The organism is Rhizobium leguminosarum (genome assembly GCF_004123835.1).
GTDB lineage: Bacteria > Pseudomonadota > Alphaproteobacteria > Rhizobiales > Rhizobiaceae > Rhizobium > Rhizobium leguminosarum_M.
The window spans coordinates 1-18076 of record NZ_MZMU01000028.1; the positions used below are offsets into that span (position 1 = coordinate 1).

The 18076-nt window shown below is 60.8% G+C and carries 18 protein-coding genes; 15 read left to right on the forward strand and 3 right to left on the reverse strand.

Annotation, left to right across the window (positions count from 1 at the left end):
- Nucleotides 1–132 (forward strand): transposase (locus B5P46_RS33575; RefSeq protein ID WP_164986496.1); only part of this gene is annotated, 132 nt, incomplete at its 5' end.
- On the opposite strand, the gene B5P46_RS33580 is transcribed toward B5P46_RS33575, so the two are convergent.
- A complete protein-coding gene (locus B5P46_RS33580; RefSeq protein ID WP_129422482.1) occupies nt 129–1052 on the reverse strand; it encodes a LysR family transcriptional regulator in 924 nt (307 codons plus the stop codon). The two genes, B5P46_RS33575 and B5P46_RS33580, sit on opposite strands and share 4 nt — an antisense overlap.
- 99 nt (nt 1053–1151) lie before the next feature.
- Here B5P46_RS33580 and B5P46_RS33585 point away from each other — a divergent pair, with 99 nt between their 5' ends.
- The 12 genes from B5P46_RS33585 (at nt 1152) to B5P46_RS33640 (ending at nt 12960) form a co-directional block, all read left to right on the forward strand.
- Nucleotides 1152–2177, forward strand: coding sequence for a YeiH family protein (locus B5P46_RS33585; RefSeq protein ID WP_129422584.1), 1026 nt, complete (start codon nt 1152–1154; stop codon nt 2175–2177).
- A 98-nt stretch (nt 2178–2275) separates the two neighbouring features.
- On the forward strand, nt 2276–3826 hold the full coding sequence (locus B5P46_RS33590) for an acyl CoA:acetate/3-ketoacid CoA transferase (protein WP_129422483.1): 1551 nt from the start codon (nt 2276–2278) through the stop codon (nt 3824–3826).
- Nucleotides 3823–4629, forward strand: a complete 807-nt coding sequence (locus B5P46_RS33595) for an SDR family NAD(P)-dependent oxidoreductase (protein WP_129422484.1) — start codon at nt 3823–3825, stop codon at nt 4627–4629. Before B5P46_RS33590 ends, B5P46_RS33595 begins: the two co-directional genes overlap by 4 nt.
- The gene (locus B5P46_RS33600) at nt 4626–5477 is read left to right on the forward strand and encodes a MaoC/PaaZ C-terminal domain-containing protein (RefSeq protein WP_129422485.1); all 852 of its coding nucleotides are present in this window, start codon (nt 4626–4628) and stop codon (nt 5475–5477) included. Before B5P46_RS33595 ends, B5P46_RS33600 begins: the two co-directional genes overlap by 4 nt.
- On the forward strand, nt 5474–6241 hold the full coding sequence (hutC, locus tag B5P46_RS33605; protein WP_129422486.1) for a histidine utilization repressor: 768 nt from the start codon (nt 5474–5476) through the stop codon (nt 6239–6241). Before B5P46_RS33600 ends, hutC begins: the two co-directional genes overlap by 4 nt.
- Complete coding sequence (locus B5P46_RS33610; RefSeq protein ID WP_129422487.1) at nt 6238–7743, forward strand: HAL/PAL/TAL family ammonia-lyase; 1506 nt, start codon at nt 6238–6240, stop codon at nt 7741–7743. Before hutC ends, B5P46_RS33610 begins: the two co-directional genes overlap by 4 nt.
- 70 nt (nt 7744–7813) lie before the next feature.
- Nucleotides 7814–8746, forward strand: a complete 933-nt coding sequence (locus tag B5P46_RS33615) for a glycine betaine ABC transporter substrate-binding protein (RefSeq protein WP_206735445.1) — start codon at nt 7814–7816, stop codon at nt 8744–8746.
- Nucleotides 8747–8864: 118 nt separating this feature from the next.
- On the forward strand, nt 8865–9869 hold the full coding sequence (locus tag B5P46_RS33620) for an ornithine cyclodeaminase family protein (protein WP_129422489.1): 1005 nt from the start codon (nt 8865–8867) through the stop codon (nt 9867–9869).
- Nucleotides 9870–9875: 6 nt separating this feature from the next.
- Complete coding sequence (locus tag B5P46_RS33625) at nt 9876–10694, forward strand: phosphate/phosphite/phosphonate ABC transporter substrate-binding protein (protein WP_129422490.1); 819 nt, start codon at nt 9876–9878, stop codon at nt 10692–10694.
- A gap of 37 nt (nt 10695–10731) precedes the next feature.
- A complete protein-coding gene (locus B5P46_RS33630; RefSeq protein ID WP_129422491.1) occupies nt 10732–11364 on the forward strand; it encodes an ABC transporter permease in 633 nt (210 codons plus the stop codon).
- Nucleotides 11361–11996, forward strand: a complete 636-nt coding sequence (locus tag B5P46_RS33635) for an ABC transporter permease (RefSeq protein ID WP_129422492.1) — start codon at nt 11361–11363, stop codon at nt 11994–11996. The genes B5P46_RS33630 and B5P46_RS33635 overlap by 4 nt, the downstream gene beginning before the upstream one ends.
- Nucleotides 11997–12018: 22 nt before the next feature.
- The gene (locus B5P46_RS33640; protein WP_129422493.1) at nt 12019–12960 is read left to right on the forward strand and encodes an ABC transporter ATP-binding protein; all 942 of its coding nucleotides are present in this window, start codon (nt 12019–12021) and stop codon (nt 12958–12960) included.
- A gap of 82 nt (nt 12961–13042) precedes the next feature.
- On the opposite strand, the gene B5P46_RS33645 is transcribed toward B5P46_RS33640, so the two are convergent.
- Both B5P46_RS33645 and B5P46_RS33650 read right to left on the reverse strand, forming a co-directional pair.
- Complete coding sequence (locus B5P46_RS33645; RefSeq protein WP_129422585.1) at nt 13043–14620, reverse strand: PQQ-dependent sugar dehydrogenase; 1578 nt, start codon at nt 14618–14620, stop codon at nt 13043–13045.
- Nucleotides 14620–15054 carry a DUF2231 domain-containing protein gene (locus B5P46_RS33650; protein WP_129422494.1) on the reverse strand — a complete coding sequence of 145 codons (435 nt, stop codon included), beginning with the start codon at nt 15052–15054 and terminating at the stop codon, nt 14620–14622. Before B5P46_RS33650 ends, B5P46_RS33645 begins: the two co-directional genes overlap by 1 nt.
- 381 nt (nt 15055–15435) lie before the next feature.
- Here B5P46_RS33650 and B5P46_RS33655 point away from each other — a divergent pair, with 381 nt between their 5' ends.
- Together B5P46_RS33655 and B5P46_RS33660 are read left to right on the forward strand one after the other, a co-directional pair.
- Nucleotides 15436–16464, forward strand: coding sequence for a substrate-binding domain-containing protein (locus tag B5P46_RS33655; protein ID WP_129422495.1), 1029 nt, complete (start codon nt 15436–15438; stop codon nt 16462–16464).
- 68 nt (nt 16465–16532) lie between these two features.
- A complete protein-coding gene (locus tag B5P46_RS33660; RefSeq protein WP_129422586.1) occupies nt 16533–18071 on the forward strand; it encodes a sugar ABC transporter ATP-binding protein in 1539 nt (512 codons plus the stop codon).
- The last annotated feature ends 5 nt before the right edge of the window (nt 18072–18076 follow it).

Here is an 18076-nt window from a genome sequence, read left to right on the forward strand (position 1 = left end):
CACCGAAAAGCCCATCTGCCAAACTGGACCCACATGTACAATTGGCATCGTCCTCATGGTAGCCTGAAATCAAAAACACCCATCGGTCGCCTCGGTCTCAACCGAGACAACCTGTTGAGGCTCCACACCTAGAGCGCCCAATCATCCCAATTCTGGACTTCGGCAGCTTTATCCTCGCGGCAAATGGTTTCCAACGCCAGCGAGGCACGACTGGAGTGCCTTTGCTTATGCCGCAGGATTGCAAATTGTCGGGACGGCAGAGGAAAGCGCACCTTCACCAGCAGACCTTGCGTCAAGAGCGGCGCGGCCACGGCACCTGAGACTACAGTTGCGCAGAGGCCTTCTCTTGCTGCCGATATGACCGCCTCGTTCGACGGCAGTTGAAGCGCGACAGCCAGATCTCCGGGGGCTATGCCGAGATTGGAAATCGCCGCCTCGAAAGCCGACCGGGTTCCGGACCCTTTTTCCCGCATGACCCATTTCGTGCCTGAAATCAGGTCCGTCGGTGCAATTGGTTTGCCACGCGCCCAGGGATGGCGCGGACCGACGACGACAAGGAGTTCGTCCTCGGCAAGCGGCTGAACATGCAGCGCCGGCTCATCCACGCTGCCTTCGACGAAACCGACTTCGGCCAATCCATCGAGAACCGCTTTTGCCGCCGTGGTCGTGTTGCCAATCATCAGCTTCAGGTCAATGCCCGGGTAGCGGATCTTGAATCGCATCAGCATCGCCGGTAGCCAGTAGCTGGCGATCGTCTGACTTGCGAAAACGACCAGTTCACCCTTTTGTAAGCCACCGAGATCGGACAGGACGAGCGCTGCGGCCTTTGCGCGCGCCAGCGTCGCTCTAGCCTCACCCAGAAACACCCGTCCTTCATATGTCAGCTCTATGCGGCGTCCGACGCGATGGAAAAGCTCGACGCCATAGGAGGTCTCGAGATTGCGGATAGCCGAGCTGACGGCCGATGGCGTGAGCCCGATCGCGAAGGCGGCTTTGGTCAGATGCTCGCGTTCGGCAACCGCGACGAAAATAGAAAGCTGTTCAAACGTCATGATTCAATCGTTCGATTTTAGCGAATGAACTATGCTATACTATTCAATGGAAGTCGACAATTGAGTGTGGGAGATTACAGCCCTCGCAAGGTCTTGCCGATGCTCGTTTCTGCCTCCCGTTCCCTGTCGTTTCCTGCCGTCCTGCCGGGACTCGTTCTTTGTGCGGCGGTCACGCTCGCTGCGCATCTTGTTGAGCTGCTGCAGGCGATGGTTTTCGGCTCGCATTGGATCGAGAGCCTCGTGCTTGCCATTCTGATCGGCATTGCCGTGCGCTCCTCGGTCTGTCTGCCGCAGACGTTCATTCCCGGCATCCAATTCGCCGCCAAGACGCTTCTCGAAATTGCCGTCGTGTTGCTCGGCGCCTCGCTCAGCACGGCTGCCATCCGGCAGGCTGGACTGCCGCTTGTCGGCGGAATTGCCGTTCTGGTTGGTCTGTCTTTGGCCGGCAGCTTTGTTATCGGGCGGCTCTTCGGACTGTCGGCCAGCCTGGCGACGTTGGTTGCTTGCGGCAACTCGATCTGCGGCAATTCTGCGATTGCCGCGGCAGCGCCGGTGATTGGCGCCAAACCGGATGATATCGCGGCCTCGATAGCCTTTACCGCGCTGCTCGGTATCGGGGCAGTGCTGACGCTGCCGCTTCTTCATCTGCTCTTGGGTCTGAGCGCCGTACAATATGGTGTTTTCGCAGGCCTGACAGCCTATGCCGTCCCGCAGGTCTTGGCGGCCACGGCCTCTGCCGGAGCCGTCAGCACCCAGGTGGGCACGCTCGTCAAACTGATCCGCGTGATGATGCTCGGACCCGTCATCCTCGTGCTCGGCGCAGTTCATGGCCGCCGTCCTGGCGGTTCGCCAGTCAATCTCCGCCATGTTCTCCCATGGTTCATCCTCGGTTTTGCAGCCATGGCGACGCTTCGCTCCTTTGACGCGATCCCAGCCGCGCTGTTGCCTGGGATGTCGGCGGTCTCCGCCGCCTTCACCGTCACCGCCATGGCTGCTTTGGGCCTCTCCGTCGATGTCAGATCCGTCGCCCATGCCGGCGGTCGGGTCCTCGCAGCGGCGGCGCTGTCGCTATTGGCGCTGGCGGCTCTTGGGCTTTGCCTGATCGGGCTGCTGAATATCGTCTGAACAAGGTAATATGCCCAAAATACTTGCAAAGATTCCAGTTGCCTTCCAAACGATCGGCGGCTAGCCTGTATATACAGGCCGGGGAAGCAAAGATCGTCATGCGGGTCATCACTTCACAGCAAGCTGCGGATCTCCTCGAAGACGGGATGACTGTCGCTGCTTCGGGTTTTGGAGGATGCTGCCATCCCGAGGCCATCACGGCCGCGGTCGAGGAGCGCTTCCTCGCCTCTGGAAAACCCCGCAACCTGACGCTTCTGTTTGCTGCCAGCACGGGCGATCGTCAGACGCGCGGCATGGGGCATTTTGGCTATGAAGGCCTCGTCGCCTGCGTGATCGCCGGGGGATGGCGCGGAACGCCGCGCCTTGGCAGGCTGGCAATCGAGGAAAAGATCGAAGCGCATTGCTGGCCGCAGGGTGTCATCGCCCAGCTCTATCGGGCGATTGCCGCCGGTCAGCCCGGAGTGGTCACCCATATCGGGCTCGGCTCTTTCATGGATCCGCTTCATGGCGGCGGTCGCATGAATGCGACGACGCCGCGCTCGCTTGTCGAGCGTGTGTTGCTGCGCGGCAAGGAATGGCTGCTTTATCCGTCGATGCCGCTCGACTGCGTGCTCTTGCGCGGAACGACGGCCGACGAAGACGGAAACATCACCCTCGAGGACGAGGCTTTCCCGCTCGACGTGCTCGCCATGGCACAGGCGGGCCGAAACTCCGGTGGTATCGTCGTCGTGCAGGTCAAGCGGATTGCCGAGCGCGGTTCGCTGCAACCCAACGATGTTCGCATCCCGGCGGCGTTGGTCGATTATGTCGTCGTCTGCGATGATCCGGCCCAGCACGGCATCAGTTTCGCCGAGACGGACAATATCGCCTATACCGGACGCGTCCGGATGGCGGCGAGCCGCCTGCAGCCGGCGCCGCTCTCGGTCGATAAGATTATTCAGCGACGTGCCTTCCTGGAACTGGCGCCGCTCAATCGTCCGACGATCAACCTCGGCATTGGCATTGCCGCCGGGATCGGCCGCATCGCCAGCGAAGAGGGATTCGACGATTATACGGTGACGATCGAATCGGGCGTCATCGGCGGCGTGCCGGCCGAGGAGCTGTCCTTTGGCGCCGCCGTCAATCCGACCGCCATCATCCCACAGGCATCGCAGTTCGATTTTTACGACGGCGGCGGCCTCGACATTGCCTTTCTCGGCATGGCTGAGGTGGATCGGAACGGTGCGGTCAATGTCAGCCGCTTCAACAATTCCATCGTCGGGGTCGGCGGATTCACCAATATCTCGCAGACGGCCAAGCACGTTGTTTATCTCGGCGCATTTTCTGCTGGCGGCGCTGAAATTGCGGTTGCCGACGGCAGGCTCGACATCGTCAGGGACGGCAGAGTTTGCAAGATCGTCGACGCTGTCGACCAGATCAGTTCGAGCCCAGCCTTTGCGCCGGAGGGACAGTCACAGCTCGTCGTCACTGAGCGGGCTGTCTTTCGGGTGATCGATGGATGCTTGACGCTGACGGAGTTTGCCCCCGGAATCGATCTTGCCGCCCATGTTCTCGACCGCCTGCCGAAGGGCATCGCGGTGTCGGACCAGCTGAAGCAAATGGATGCACGCCTGTTTTCGACCCATGCCATGAAGGACTTTGCCCCATGAAAATCGATGGAGCCGCCATCATCGTCACGGGCTCGGCAACGGGTGTCGGGGCCGCATGCGTGAAGCAATTCGCCGAGGGCGGCGCCCGGATGGTCATCAACTACAGCCGCAGCAAGAAAGAAGCCGAGGAGACGGGCGATATCTGCCGCAGTCTGGGCGCGGAGGTCGAGATCGTCCAGGCCGACGTTGCCGATGACGCGGCTTGCCGCCGAATGGTCGAGACCGCCGTCAATCGATGGGGGCGGCTCGACGCCTTGGTGAACAATGCCGCAGTGACGGTCAAATCAGATCCTTTCGATCTGGAGACACTGTCGGCCGAAGATTTTCAGAAGGTTTTCAGTGTCAACGTCATCGGCGCCTATCAGATGTGCCGGGCGGCGGTACCTGCAATGCGTGACAGCGGCGGCGGTGCGATCGTCAATGTCTCATCCAACGTTGCTTTCACCGGCGGCGGCAGCTCGCTTGCCTATACGGCCTCCAAGGGCGCGCTCAATGCGCTGACTTTGGCCCTGGCGCGCACCTGCGGTCCCGATATCCGCGTGAACGCGGTTTGCCCCGGCATCATCGATACGCGCTGGATGCGCGACACGCTCGGGCCGGATGCCTATGGAGCCATTGCCAAGCGATTTTCGGAAACCGCGCCGCTCGGCCGTGTCGCGACACCGGAAGACGTTGCCGGAGCCATTGTCTGGCTTGTTCAGGGTGCCGACTTCGTCACCGGCGAATTGCTTTCCGTTGACGGCGGCATCCGCCTGTCCGGTGGCGTTCGCAAACCCGCGACATCTGGCGGAGCCGCATCGTGACGCTATCGGCCCAATCCATCCTCGATTTCCCGGTGCCGCAAGCGACACATGTGGTTACCGCAAGGGATGCTATCCTTTACGCCCTGTCGGTTGGCTACGGCACCAACGCGCTCGACGAAAAGGCATTGAACTACGTCTATGAACGCGATCTCCTGACCGCGCCGACCCTTGCCAATATCGTGGCGCATCCGGGCCCATGGATGCAGCAGACGGGCGTCGATTGGGCGCGTCTCGTGCATTCCGAACATCGCCTGACGATCCACCGGCCGGTCCCCCTCGATGTGCCGCTGATCTCTCGGTCGCGCGTCTTGTCGGTGGTCGATCGCGGCGTTGAGAAAGGGATGTTCGTCAGCTTCGAGCGCTTGATCGCAACCGCGGACGGGGATGAGCCGATTGTGACGATCGTCCAGACGAATGCGTGTCGCGGCGACGGTGGATGCGGCTCGGCGGGATCTGCGCCCGAACCGTTGCCGAAAGTTCCGGACAGAGGGCCGGACCTTGAATTCAATATCGACATTCCTGGCAACGCCGCTCTGCTTTATCGCCTGAACGGCGATCTCAATCCATTGCATGTCGATCCGCAGGCAGCCGGCCGGAGCGGCTTTGACCGGCCGATCCTGCATGGGCTGTGCAGCTTCGGATATGCGGGCTACGCCATCGTCGCTGCCATCGATCCAGGCATGGCTAGCGGCTTGAGTGCGATCGCGGCGCGTTTCAGCGCGCCGATCTTTCCCGGCGAAACGATCACCGTGCAGATGTGGCGCAGCGATGCCGAGATCCGCTTCAGGGGGCTCGTTGCTGCACGGGGCGCGACCATCCTCGACAATGGCATCGCGAGGTTGTCATGACGAAAGCGGTCAAACCGGTCGCCGGCGAGGCGCGCCATTATATCAGGATCAAGGATCAGATCCTGGCCGAGATCGCCGAGGGCAAGCTTCAGCCGGGAGACCGGGTATCCTCCGAAAGCGAATTGGTGGCGGCATTCGGCGTCAGCCGCATGACGGCGAACCGGGCGCTGCGGGAGTTGATGTTCGAGGGTGTTCTCAAGCGATCCGCCGGGATCGGAACCTTCGTGTCGCCAAAGCACCTCGACGTTGATCTGCTTCAAATCCGCAACATAGCCGACGAAATACTGGAGCGGGGCCACACGCATCAGGCGATGGTGGTCAAGGCCGGCTTGATGAAGGCGGATGCCAACGTCGCCGATGCGCTCGAACTGACCCTCGGCGCTGAAGTGATGCATTCGCTGATCGTGCACATGGAAAACGACCAGCCCATTCAGGTCGAGGAGCGCTACGTCAATCCGCTGGTTGCGCCCGACTATCTGTCGACAGATTTCCGCAGCATGACGCCGCACGAATATCTGACGAAAGTGGCGCCGATAACGGCGTTTGAACATATCGTCCAGGCCGTCAAGCCCGATACCGCCATACGCAAATATCTTGGCCTGAAGAATGATCACCCTTGCCTGCGCGTCTTTCGAAGAACCTGGTCAGGCGAGGCCGTCGTGACCTGTGCGCTGTTATACTATCCCGGCGCGCAATATCGGCTGGAAGCACGGTCCACCAAGGGTCCCTCCAAACCCGTCGCCATTCTCGGAGAGAAACAGTGAGCGCCACCAATTCTCCATCGATCATCTTCAGCGCAGCACCGCCGACGATCGAGGACATCGCAGCAATTGCCCGTCATCACGCCAGGATCGAGATCTCCGCCGAGGTCGAAGCCCGGATTGTGGCCGCGCGCGCCGTCGTCGATCGCTATACGGAAAACGATCTGCCGGTCTATGGCCTGACGACGGGACTGGGAGCCGGTGTCGATACACGACTTGCAACGGAAGATCTGGTGGCTTTCCAGATGCGCGTGCCGCAAGCCCGTGCGGTCGGCGTCGGAAAACCGCTCGCACAGGAATCCGTGCGGGCGATGATGGCCGTCAGGGCCGCCGGCATGGCGGCGGGCGGGTCCGGCGTTTCGCTGAAAGTGTTCCACGGTCTGATCGCCGCCATCAATGCAGGTGTCCACCCTGTCGTCCCGTCACTGGGCTCGATCGGTGCGGCCGATTTGGCGCCGCTTGCCCATATGAGCCGGGGGCTTCTGGGCTTCGGCGAGATCGAGCTTGGCGGCGAAGTGCTGCCGGCCGCCATTGCCCTTGAAAGGGCCGGCCTGAGGCCTCTCGAATTGGCGCCGAAGGACGGGCATGCGCTTGTTGTGGCCAACAGTCTCTCCATCGGCCTTGCCTGCCTGACGCTTGTGGATATCGAGCGGCTCTTCGATTGGTCCCTGAGGGCGATTGCCGTTAATTTCGAAGCGTTCCGGGCCAATGTCAGCGTCTTCGACGATCGCGCTCTGGCTGCGAGACCGGCCTTCGGGCAGCGCCGCGTTGCCGCTCAGCTGATGGAGTTGCTTTCGGGAAGCTCCTTGCTCGCCGCCGATGCCGCAAGACGTCTCCAGGATCCTTTGAGCTATCGCTGCACGCCGCAGGTCTGGGGCGCGTTGAGGCATGCGATCGACGAGGCGAGGCAGGCGACGGAGATAGATCTCGTCAGCTCCAGCGACAATCCGGTCGTGATCGCCTCCGAGGGCGTCATTCTTGCACACGGCAATTTTGACATGACCGCTTTTGTGCTCGCCTGGGAAAGACTGGGGCAGGCCATGGCCCATTGCGCGGCAGGCACCGCCTATCGGATCATGAAGATCATGTCGCCTGCCATGTCCGACCTCCCACGCTTCCTGACCCCGATGGGCCAGAGCCGTACCGGTTTTGCGACCGTGCAAAAGACCGTCTCGGCCATGGAAGCCGAAATCCGCCATCTGGCCATGCCGGTTTCGCTTTCGCCCATTCCTGTCGCCGATGGCGTCGAAGACCAGGCATCGATGGCTCCGAGCGTTTTGGCAAAGGCGCAGGCGATCGTCGAGCGCCTGCGCTATCTGGTCGCCATCGAACTGATCGCATCGGTACAAGCCGTCGAGCTCAGAGGCGTCTCAGGCGAATTGGGCAAGGGATCGGCGGAAGCCCATGCTTTCGTGCGCAGCCACGTTCCGGCGCTTGAAGAGGATCGCGCGCAAGGGCCGGATTTTGCGACGATTGCCGCATTGATCGGGCTTGGCCCGCAATAAGCCCGGTTCGCCACTGCCCCACTAAGAAGGGCAGGACACCGACCGGTCATGCCGATGGTCATTCTGGGGAATGCCGCCGGTTCGTTCATTGAAAAGTCAACAAGAGGGAATGACTATGAAAAATTGGACAAAAGGCATTTTTGCAGCCGGCGTCATGGCAGCCGCCATGTTCCAGCCTGCATCCGCAGAGACCATCAAGGTCGGCAGCAAGAATTTCACCGAGCAGTTTATCCTTGCCGAAATGTACGCCGCCGTTCTGGAAAATGCCGGCATCACCGTCGAGCGCAAGATCAACCTCGGCGGCACGCTGATTGCGCACCAGGCATTGGTGGCCGGCGAGATCGATCTCTATCCGGAATATACCGGGACGGCGCTCGCTTCTGTCGTCAAGGGTGAGATGTCGACCGACGCCGACAAGGTCTACACGCAGGTCAAGGACTTCTACGCCAAGCAGTTCAACCTCACCTGGCTGAAGCCGAGCGGCATCAACAATGGCTATGTCATCGTGGTCCGGCAGGAAACGGCGCAGGCCAACAATCTGAAGAGCCTGTCGGATCTCGCCAAGGTTTCCAAGACCCTGGTCTTCGGCGGCGGCGCTGAATTTCCGGACCGCGCCGATGGCCTGCCCGGCCTGAAGCGTGTCTACGACGCCGAGTTCAAGGAGTTCAAGCAGTTTGCCAAGCTTGGCCTTCGTTATGATGCGCTGGAACAAAAGGACATTGACGTCGCCAATGGTGCCGCGACCGACTGGCAGATCGGCTCGAAGGACCTCGTGCCGCTGGCAGACGATAAGGGTCTGTTTCCGCCCTACTACGTGGCCCCCGTTGTCCGCCAGGACATACTGAAGGCCAATCCGAAGGTTGCCGAACTGCTGGAGGCGGTCGGCACCCATCTCGATAACGAGAAAATGCGGGTCCTCAATGCCAAGGTCGAGACCGATCACGAGGAAGCCAAGGACGTGGCGGTCGATTTCTTGAAGGAAAACGGCCTGCTGCCGAAATGATTGTCACGCCCGCGGCCGGATATCGATCCGGCCGCGACCTGGCGTGGCGATCTTCTTACGGTGTTTGTTCGAAAATCCGTCCGCTCAGCAGCCGGACAGGAATGTGGAGAAGCGGGAAATGCAGGAAATCTGGATCGATTATCTCAATGCCCTCGATGCCAAGGCGCTAGCGCTGACGAATGACGAGATTCTCGATGCGGTGTCGAAAGCGCTGGATGCGCAGGGCAGGGGCGAAACCGTCATCGAGCCGCGTGTCCATCTTGTGCCGGAGAGCTCCGACAAAGGCCATTTCAACGTGCTTCGCGGCTATGTCAAAGCGCTGAATTATGCCGGCGTCAAAGTCGTCGGCGACTTCGTCGACAACTACAAGGTCGATCTGCCCTCAGAGCTTGCGGTCCTCAACCTGTTCGATCCGAACACCGGCGTACCGAAGGCTATCATCGACGCAACTGATATCACCGACATGCGCACCGGCGCCGTGACCGCCCTTGGCGCAAAATATCTCGCCCGCAAGGACAGCAAGATTCTCGGCCATATCGGTGCCCGCGGAACCTCTTACTGGAATGTCCGGCTTCTCGACCATCTCTTCGATTTCGATGAAATCCGCGTACACTCACGCCGCCCGGAAAGCCGTGATGCCTTCGCAAGGCGTCTCGAGGCAGATCTCGGCAAGAAGATCATCGTCACCGATAATTGGCAGGATTGCCTCAAGGGCGCCGATATCATGGTCGAGGCCAGCCGCCTGCCGGAACCGGCGCCGCTGTTCAAGACGGAATGGGTGAAGAAGGGAGCCTTCGTCGTGCCCTATGGCACGATGAGCGCGCTTGAATTCGATCTCACCGATATCATGGACAAGGTCGTCGTCGACGATTGGGGCCAATGCGGCCCCGGCAAGCCTTTCGGAGCGCTTCGCCGTCACGTCGATGAGGGCAAGGTGACGGCCGAGAACTTGCATGCCGAAATCGGCCAGATCGTCTGCGGCATGAAACCCGGCCGCGAAAGTGATGAGGAGACGATCCTGTTCTGGCACCGCGGCCTCAGCACCACCGACGTGGCGCTGGGCGCCGCCATGGTGGCGAAGGCCAGGGAGATGAATATCGGCCAGCGCCTGCGGTTCGCATAAATAGCCATGGTCATGTCCCAGCCAATCGCCTGTTCGAGAATGTATAATCTCAGCCCGCGCATTCGTGGCCTGTGGGACGCGCTATTTGCGCTGGTCAGCCTACGTTCCGGCGTCGAGCTGGAGATCATCGCCCATGCGGCACCAGCTCCCTTGTCGGAATTATGGACAAGGCCGGACATGGGAGCGGTCTTCATGTGTGGCTATCCGTTTTCGCGCATGCCCGAGGGCTTAAGACCGGCTGCCCTTGCTGCACCGGTCTCGAGCGAAGCATGGTCTTTGGACCAGCCGCTCTATGCCAGCCACATCCTCGTTGCCTCCAACGGGCCGGTGAAAGCGGTGGCGGATCTCGCTACGGCACGCTGGGGCTGGACCGTGCGCGATTCCCAATCGGGCTACCATGCGGCGCGCTCCTACCTTGCAGGCCGGTTTGCGGGCACGATGAAGCAGAGTACGACGGTCGGTCCACTGCTCAACCCCTCAGGCATCGTCGCAGCCCTCAAGGATGGCAGGATCGATGCGGGCGCGATCGACGCTTATGCCTTCCAATTGTTGTCGATGCACGAACGCGACGCGATCGATGGTCTTCGTATTCTAGCGACGACCGATCCGCTTCCCGCGCCGCTATTGGTTGCCGCGCAAACATTACCCGCGGACATCGCCACAGCGTTACAGCGGAGCCTCGTGACGTTGCATGAAACGCCTGAGGGAGCGGCGGCTTTGGAACGGCTCGGCCTCAGACGATTTTCGGCGGTCGCTCCGTCGGCCTACGATGTCCTGCCGCAGAGAGCCGACGACGCCGATCGCAGATTGGGGATCTCATGGTAGACAGGCGAACGAGCGCCCGGACGCGGAGGTCTCGACGATGAAATGGGTCCCCAAACACCTCGACCGGCTATTCGAAGCGCTGTTGGAGCACCTGTATCTCGTTTTTTCCTCGGTCGGCATTGCCCTGGTGATCTCGCTGATCGTCGGGATATGGGCGGCAAGGCGGCCGCGGAGCTTCGCGGTTATCATCATCTTCACCGGTATCCTGTTCGCCGTGCCGAGCCTAGCGCTGTTTGCGCTTCTCATCCCCATCATGGGGATTGGGGCGGCACCCGCCATTACCGGTCTTGCCGCCTACTCGCTGATGATCCTGATCCGCAATATCGGCATGGGGTTTCAGGCAATTCCGCGTGACATACTCGAAGCTGCCGATGGCATGGGCTACGGCACGGCGCGCCGGATCTGCGAAGTCGAGCTGCCGCTGGCGATGCCCTATATCGTCGGCGGTATTCGCATTGCCATGGTGACGGTCATCGGCATCGCGACCGTTGCCGCCTATATCAATGCCGGCGGGCTCGGCGTCATCATTTTCGAAGGCATCGACCAGCGGTTTCCCGAAAAGATCATCGCGGGCGGGCTGCTGACGTCATTTCTGGCGCTCTTTGCCGACTACTGTTTTGCATCCTTCGAAAAGCTGCTGCGCCGGCGCAGTGGAGGTAAAACAGCATGATCGTTATCGATGCATTCAGCTGGATCTTCAACAACTCCGGCGCCTTCTTCAATGCCTTCAATCGCCATCTTCTGATGTGCGTCCTATCGCTCGGCATCGCTTTCGTCATTGCCGTGCCACTTGGATTTGCCGTTGCACGGGCACCTCGCGCCGCCTTTACCGTGGTCAATATTGCCGGCGCCTTGCGCTCCATACCGAGCCTCGCGATCCTGTCGGCGGCGATGCCGTTTCTCGGCATCGGATTGTTGCCGTCGGTAGTCGCCCTCATCGTCCTTGCCGTGCCGCCGCTGCTGTTGAGCACGATCATCGGCATCCGCGAGATCGACGCCTCGGTGATCGATGCGGCCGACGGAATGGGCATGAGCGCCGGGCAGATGCTGTGGGAGATCGAACTTCCTCTGGCCGTTCCGTCGATTCTGTCAGGCGTCAGGACGAGTGCCATCCAGGTCATCGGCGGGGCGGCGCTGGCCTCCTTCATCGGCGGCGGCGGGCTTGGCGATTTCATCAATGCCGGCATTGCGATCATGAACATGCCGCGCCTTCTCGTCGGAGCGGTTCCGATAGCGTTGCTCGCGATCTTTGCGGAACTGGCGTTCGGCGCACTGGAGCGCGTCTTCACTCAACGGCGCTAAGCGGCCGAAAGCGGATATCAGGATGATTCATCTCGACCATGTTACGAAGAATTACGACGGAAGCGGTTCGCATGCGGTCGACAATCTCGATCTCCTGATCGAGACCGGTACGACGGTTGCCCTGATCGGTCCTTCGGGCTGCGGCAAGACCACGACCATGCGCATGATCAATCAGCTGGAGACGCCCACGGCGGGACGGGTGCTGGTCGATGGCAGAGATATCGCCCGGGTCGATCAGAAAGAACTGCGCCGCAGCATCGGTTATGTCATCCAGCAAGTCGGTCTGTTTCCGCATATGTCGATCGCGCGCAATGTCGCGACCGTGCCGCGGCTTCTCGGTTGGGAAAAGGCGCGCAGCGATCGCCGGGTCGACGAGCTGCTGGATCTCGTCGGACTTGATCCGGCCATCATGCGGCAGCGCCTGCCACACGAATTGTCGGGCGGGCAGCGTCAGCGCGTCGGGTTCGCGCGTGCGCTCGCCGCCGACCCTGCCATCATGCTGATGGACGAACCGTTCGGCGCGATCGATCCGATCACCCGCGTTCGGCTTCAGGACGAATTCCGCGATATTCTCAGGAAGGTGAAGAAGACCGTCGTCATCGTCACCCATGATCTCGATGAGGCGATCAAGATGGGCGATCGCATCGCGATCATGCGGGATGGCCGCCTCCTTCAATATGATACCCCGCAGGAAATCCTCGCGCGTCCCGTCAATGAATTCGTCGAGAGTTTCCTCGGTCCCGACCGAGCCATAAAAAGGCTGAGCTTGATTGCGGTATCGATGATCATGACCGCGCCGGAACCGTCGAACGGCGATGCCGAGATCGCCGCTGATGCCACGGTTCACGATGCCTTGGCGCTCATCCTCTCCGGTGAGATGCCGGGCCTGCACGTCAGAGCCGCAGACGGGACGCTTGCGGGATATTTGTCTCGTGACACCTTATTGCGCGCCAATCGGCTGTAGAGCAATTCGGTCCTGCGCCCGGAATTGTGGTCGGAATGGCCGTAGGCTCCATTCGGAGCCTCGGATTTCGGCACCTCCGATTTTAAGGACCGGTTGCAGGGGCAATCTGCATCTGCGCAGGCCGGCGCTCATCCTGTTGTTGGCCGGAAGGTGGTGGTGCCAGGCCGGTCGGGTGCTTATCGGGCGATGCCGGTGGTGTTTGGGATTGAGCGGCCGACCCCGTCATTCCCGTTCCGGTATTTCGATTTACATCGGGATTCTGGTCTCCCATCGCATTCGTCGAGACTTGCAATTTTACCTGATCGGTGCCGATTGGCTGCGGCGTGATTTTGCCGTCGGACGACGATACGCGCCAGACGGTATTGCCGGCGTCATCGGCGACGAGCAGCGCTCCCGTCCCGTCGATCCCGACACCAACCGGCCGTCCCTTCGCCTGGTCGCCCTGGATAAAGCCCGTGACGACGTCCTGCGCCTTGCCGGATGGTTTGCCGTTTTCGAATGGTACGTACACGACTTTGTAGCCGTTAAAGCTGTCCCGATTCCAACTGCCGTGCTCGCCGACGAAGGCGCCATTGGCGTATGCGGCCGGCAGCGCCGAATTCATCGAGAAGGTCAGTCCGAGCGCGGCGACATGGCTCGACAGCGCATAATCCGGTGGGATCGCCATTTCGACCATGTCGGGACGCGGCGGATGCACGCGCGCATCGACATGCTTGCCATAATAGCTCCATGGCCAGCCATAGAAGCCACCTTCCATGACCGAGGTCATGTAATCGGGAACGAGGTTCGGTCCGAGTTCGTCGCGCTCATTGACGACCGTCCAGAGCGTACCTGTCTCAGGGTTGAAGGTGAGGCCGTTCGGATTGCGCAGACCTGAGGCGAAGACGCGCGCCGCGCCGGTGTGCCGGTCGACCTGCCAGATCGCCGCACGGCCCTTTTCCGCCTCAAGCCCGTTCTCGGCGATGTTGGAATTCGAGCCGACCGAGACGTAAAGCATCTGTCCATCGGGGCTCAGCGCCAGATCCTTGGTCCAGTGATGATTGATCGGACCACCGGGCAAGGGCGTCAGGGTTTTCGGTTGGGCGGTGATTTCATTCTGCCCAAGTTCATAGGGGTAGGCGAGAATGGCGGACGTCGAGGCGACATAGAGCGTGTTGTCGACCCAGGCGACACCGAACGGCGAATCGAGTTTCTTCAGAAGATCGTGCCTCTCATCCACCTTGCCGTCGCGGTTCGCGTCACGCAGCAGTGTGATGACGTTGCTTTCCTTCTGCTCGCCACCGCCACCATGAGCGATCGACATGATCCAGCCCCGGATCAAATCCTTCGGCCGTGACGTCGGTTCGCCTGATGGGCCGCGCGACTGAATCACCAGTACGTCGCCGTTCGGCAAGGTGTGGACTGTCCTCGGATTGGCGAGGTCATTGGCGTAAGCAGTGACCGTCAAACCGTTCGGGGCGGCCGGCGTCTCACCATCCTTCCAGCCAACGACCTCCGCCACCTTCAGATCAGGCAGCAGTGAGGCGGTTGGTTCCGGAAGGACGGGGTTCGGTCCGATCTGCTGAGAAATATCAAAACCTCCGCTTTGGGCGTAAGCCGCAAGACCGACGCCGAGAGATATCGACAGAACCGAGGCGCCGAGAATCTGGGACTTTTTCATCATATCCTCCAGGCCAGTCTGGCATATTTTCGAGCGGAAACTGCTGCGGCCACCAGGCACAAGACAAAGGTGAGGGCCGAAAGCATCAGTCCATATGGGACTACGGCCGTCCATCCATCGCCGGCATGGATAAGGTTGTTGGCAAAGGAGAGGCCCAGTATGATCAGATAGAGAAGCGCGGACAGGAGCGGCGGCCGCAACGGGCGGGTGCGGGGACGCATCAGATCCATCAATCCGGCCAGAATGGCAAGCGAGCCCAACATGAGCCCGGCGAGCAGCAACCATGCAGAGAAATTCTGCCACATCAGATTGCCGGTCTGCCAGAAAGCAATATCGGTCGCTAGCGCGAGCGTGAAGCAGACGAAGGGAAAGGGGACGAACAGCGACTGTATCGGATAGGCGGCCGAGTCTCGATTGCTGGCGGATATAGTCATCGCATGCTCCGTGGGGCTGAGAGCTTGAGGATGCCTATCCAACCCGCGGCGAGAGCAGATGGTTCCGTTGCAGTGCCTTCGAAGGAGCAACCTTCATCGCTCAAATAACTGCTCACCTGCTCTGTCCCCTGTCAGCGGTAATAACCCAGGCGCGAGAATCAAACAGTACGCCTTCCAAACGCCTAAGGCGCTATCGACATTCCACCACCCAGTCTTTTGTGAAATATATTTCACGGCATGAATTATATTGACAGCGCTTTGCTGTTGCGATTATCTGCCCATACCGGACTTCGAGGAGAAACTCCGGTCTTCAATGGATCATCGGCAGCCGCTGAGGCGCCGCCGGATATTTGGGAGGGGCTTCGGCCTCGAGGAGGAAACTTGCGCAAATTTCTAAGTACGACCGCATTGGCGGTCCTTGCATCGACGCTTTTCGCCGGCGTGGCCAGCGCGAACACGGAAAATCCGTTCCGCTGCAAGCCGGGTGAAAAATACGTCATGAACGTCATGGTATCGGGCGTGGAATATTGGTTCCCGGTCTATGAAATGTTCAAGCAGGCCGGTCAGCAGCTCGGTTGCGAGACTGCCTATACCGGCACGCCGGAATATGACGTCAACAAACAGATCGCCACTTTCGACCAGGCGCTGGCCCAGAACCCGGCCGGTATTCTCGTTCATCCGATGAACTCGGATCCGTTCATCGAGCCGATCAACCGGGCGATCGACCAGGGCACGGCGGTTGTGACCTTCGCAGCCGATGCGCCGCTCTCCAAGCGCATCTCGTTCGTCACGTCGGACAATACCCGCGAAGGCACCTATGCGGCCGACGCGATTGCCGAAAAGATGGGTGGCAAGGGTGAATATGCCGTTCTCGAAAATCCGGGCCAGGACAACCACGACAAGCGTATCGCCGCCTTCATCGCCCGTATGGAGGAAAAATATCCTGATATGAAGCTGGTCGGCCGCGCTGCTTCCAACCAGGACCCGAACAAGGCCTATCAGGGTCTGATGAGCTTGGTGCAGGCACATCCGAACATTGGCGCCGTCTTCATGCCGGAAGCGAATTCGGCCATCGGCGCTTCGCAGGCCAACAAGGAAAGCGGCGGCAAGATCCTCGTGATGTGCGCCGACGTCAACGCCAACATTCTCGACATGATCAAGGCGGGCGAAGTGTTCGGCTCGATCAACCCGAACCAGGGCATGCAGGGTTACATGGGCTTCATGCTCCTGTGGCTTGCCAAGCATCCGGAACTCATCGACCCGATGAACGACGCCAAGCGCGTCGGCTTCAATCCGATGAGCATTCCGTTCGTCGACAACGGCCTGTCGATCGTCACGGCTGCCAATGCCGACGACTTCTACTGGGACAAGTACCTGAAGCGGCGGGGCACCAAAGGCATCGAGGAGTAGACTTTTGTGCCGGCTGTCCGGGGCGTGCTGCTTCGGACAGCCGCCGCGAGCGTGAGGAGGGGACGATGATGGTGTCGGTGCCGGTTCTGGAAATCCGCAATGTCAGCAAGCACTTCGGTGCGGTGAAGGCGTTGACGGAGGTGAGCTTCAGCCTGGAGAAGGGCGAGGTTCATGCGCTTTGCGGCGAAAACGGCGCGGGCAAGTCGACGCTGATGAACATCATTGCCGGCGTGCTGCAGCCGACCGAGGGAGACGTTCTCGTCGATGGCGCGCCGGTAAAGGTAACGTCGCCGGCCGTGGCGCAATCGCTCGGGCTGGGGCTCGTGCATCAGGAAATCGCGCTCTGCCCCGATGCGACGGTGGCCGAGAACATGTTCATGGCCGCGACCAACCGCCGCCGCTCACCTTTCATGAACTATGGCCGGCTGGAGCGGGATGCGCAGCTCGTGATGAACCGTCTGGCGCCGATCGACGTGCGCCGCAAAGTTGGCGACTTGTCGATATCAAGCCAGCAGCTTGTCGAGATCGCCAAGGCGCTGACGCTCGATTGTCGGGTGCTGATCTTCGACGAACCGACGGCGGCATTGACGGAATCGGAGACGCAGGTCCTGTTCGGAATCATCCGCGACCTCAAGGCGCAGGGTATTTCGATCATCTATATCAGCCACCGCATGGCCGAAATCTTCAGCCTGTGCGATCGGGTCACCGTGTTTCGCGATGGCCGCTATGTCTCGACGGAGAACGTGGCGGACTTGACGCCGGATGATGTGGTGCGCCGCATGGTCGGGCGCGAGATCACCCAGCTCTATCCGGAGAAGCAGGCGCTGGCGGAGCGGACCGATGAGATCATACTGAGCGTCCGCGATCTCGGCGACGGCAGCCGCTTCACGGATGTGAGCTTCGAACTGCGCAAGGGTGAAATTCTCGGCGTCGGCGGGCTGATCGGCTCGGGCCGCACCGAGATCGCCGAAGGCATTTGCGGATTGCGGCCGGTAATCGCCGGCGCGGTGCAACTGCATGGAGAGCGGCTGCGGGCGCGTTCCTATGCGCAGGCCGCGAAGGCGGGCGTCGTCTATCTGTCGGAAGATCGGAAAGGCTCCGGCATTTTCCTAGATCTTTCCATCGCCCAGAACATTGCCGTTCTCGATTTGAAATCGCTGACCGGACCACTGGGACTGTTGAATTCCAAGGCCGAGGCGGATCGTGCCCACAACCTGGTCCGGCGGCTCGGCGTGCGGATGGGTGGCATCGACATGCCGGTCTCGTCGCTGTCGGGTGGAAACCAGCAGAAGGTGGCGATTGCCAAGCAGCTGGCGGTCAATCCCAAGGTCATCCTCATGGACGAGCCGACCCGCGGCATCGATGTCGGCGCCAAATCGGAAATCCACCGGCTGCTGCGCGATCTCGCGCGCTCCGGCATCGGCATCATCGTCATCTCGTCGGAACTGCCGGAGCTTCTCGGCCTGTGCGACCGGGTGCTGGTCATCCACGAGGGCACCGTTGCCGGCGAGGTCGAGGGCGAGACGATGACGGAAGAAGCGATCATGCGGCTCGCCTCAGGTATCGGCGGCCACAACAATTCGAAGGCATCAGAGCATGCCGCTTAAGGAAA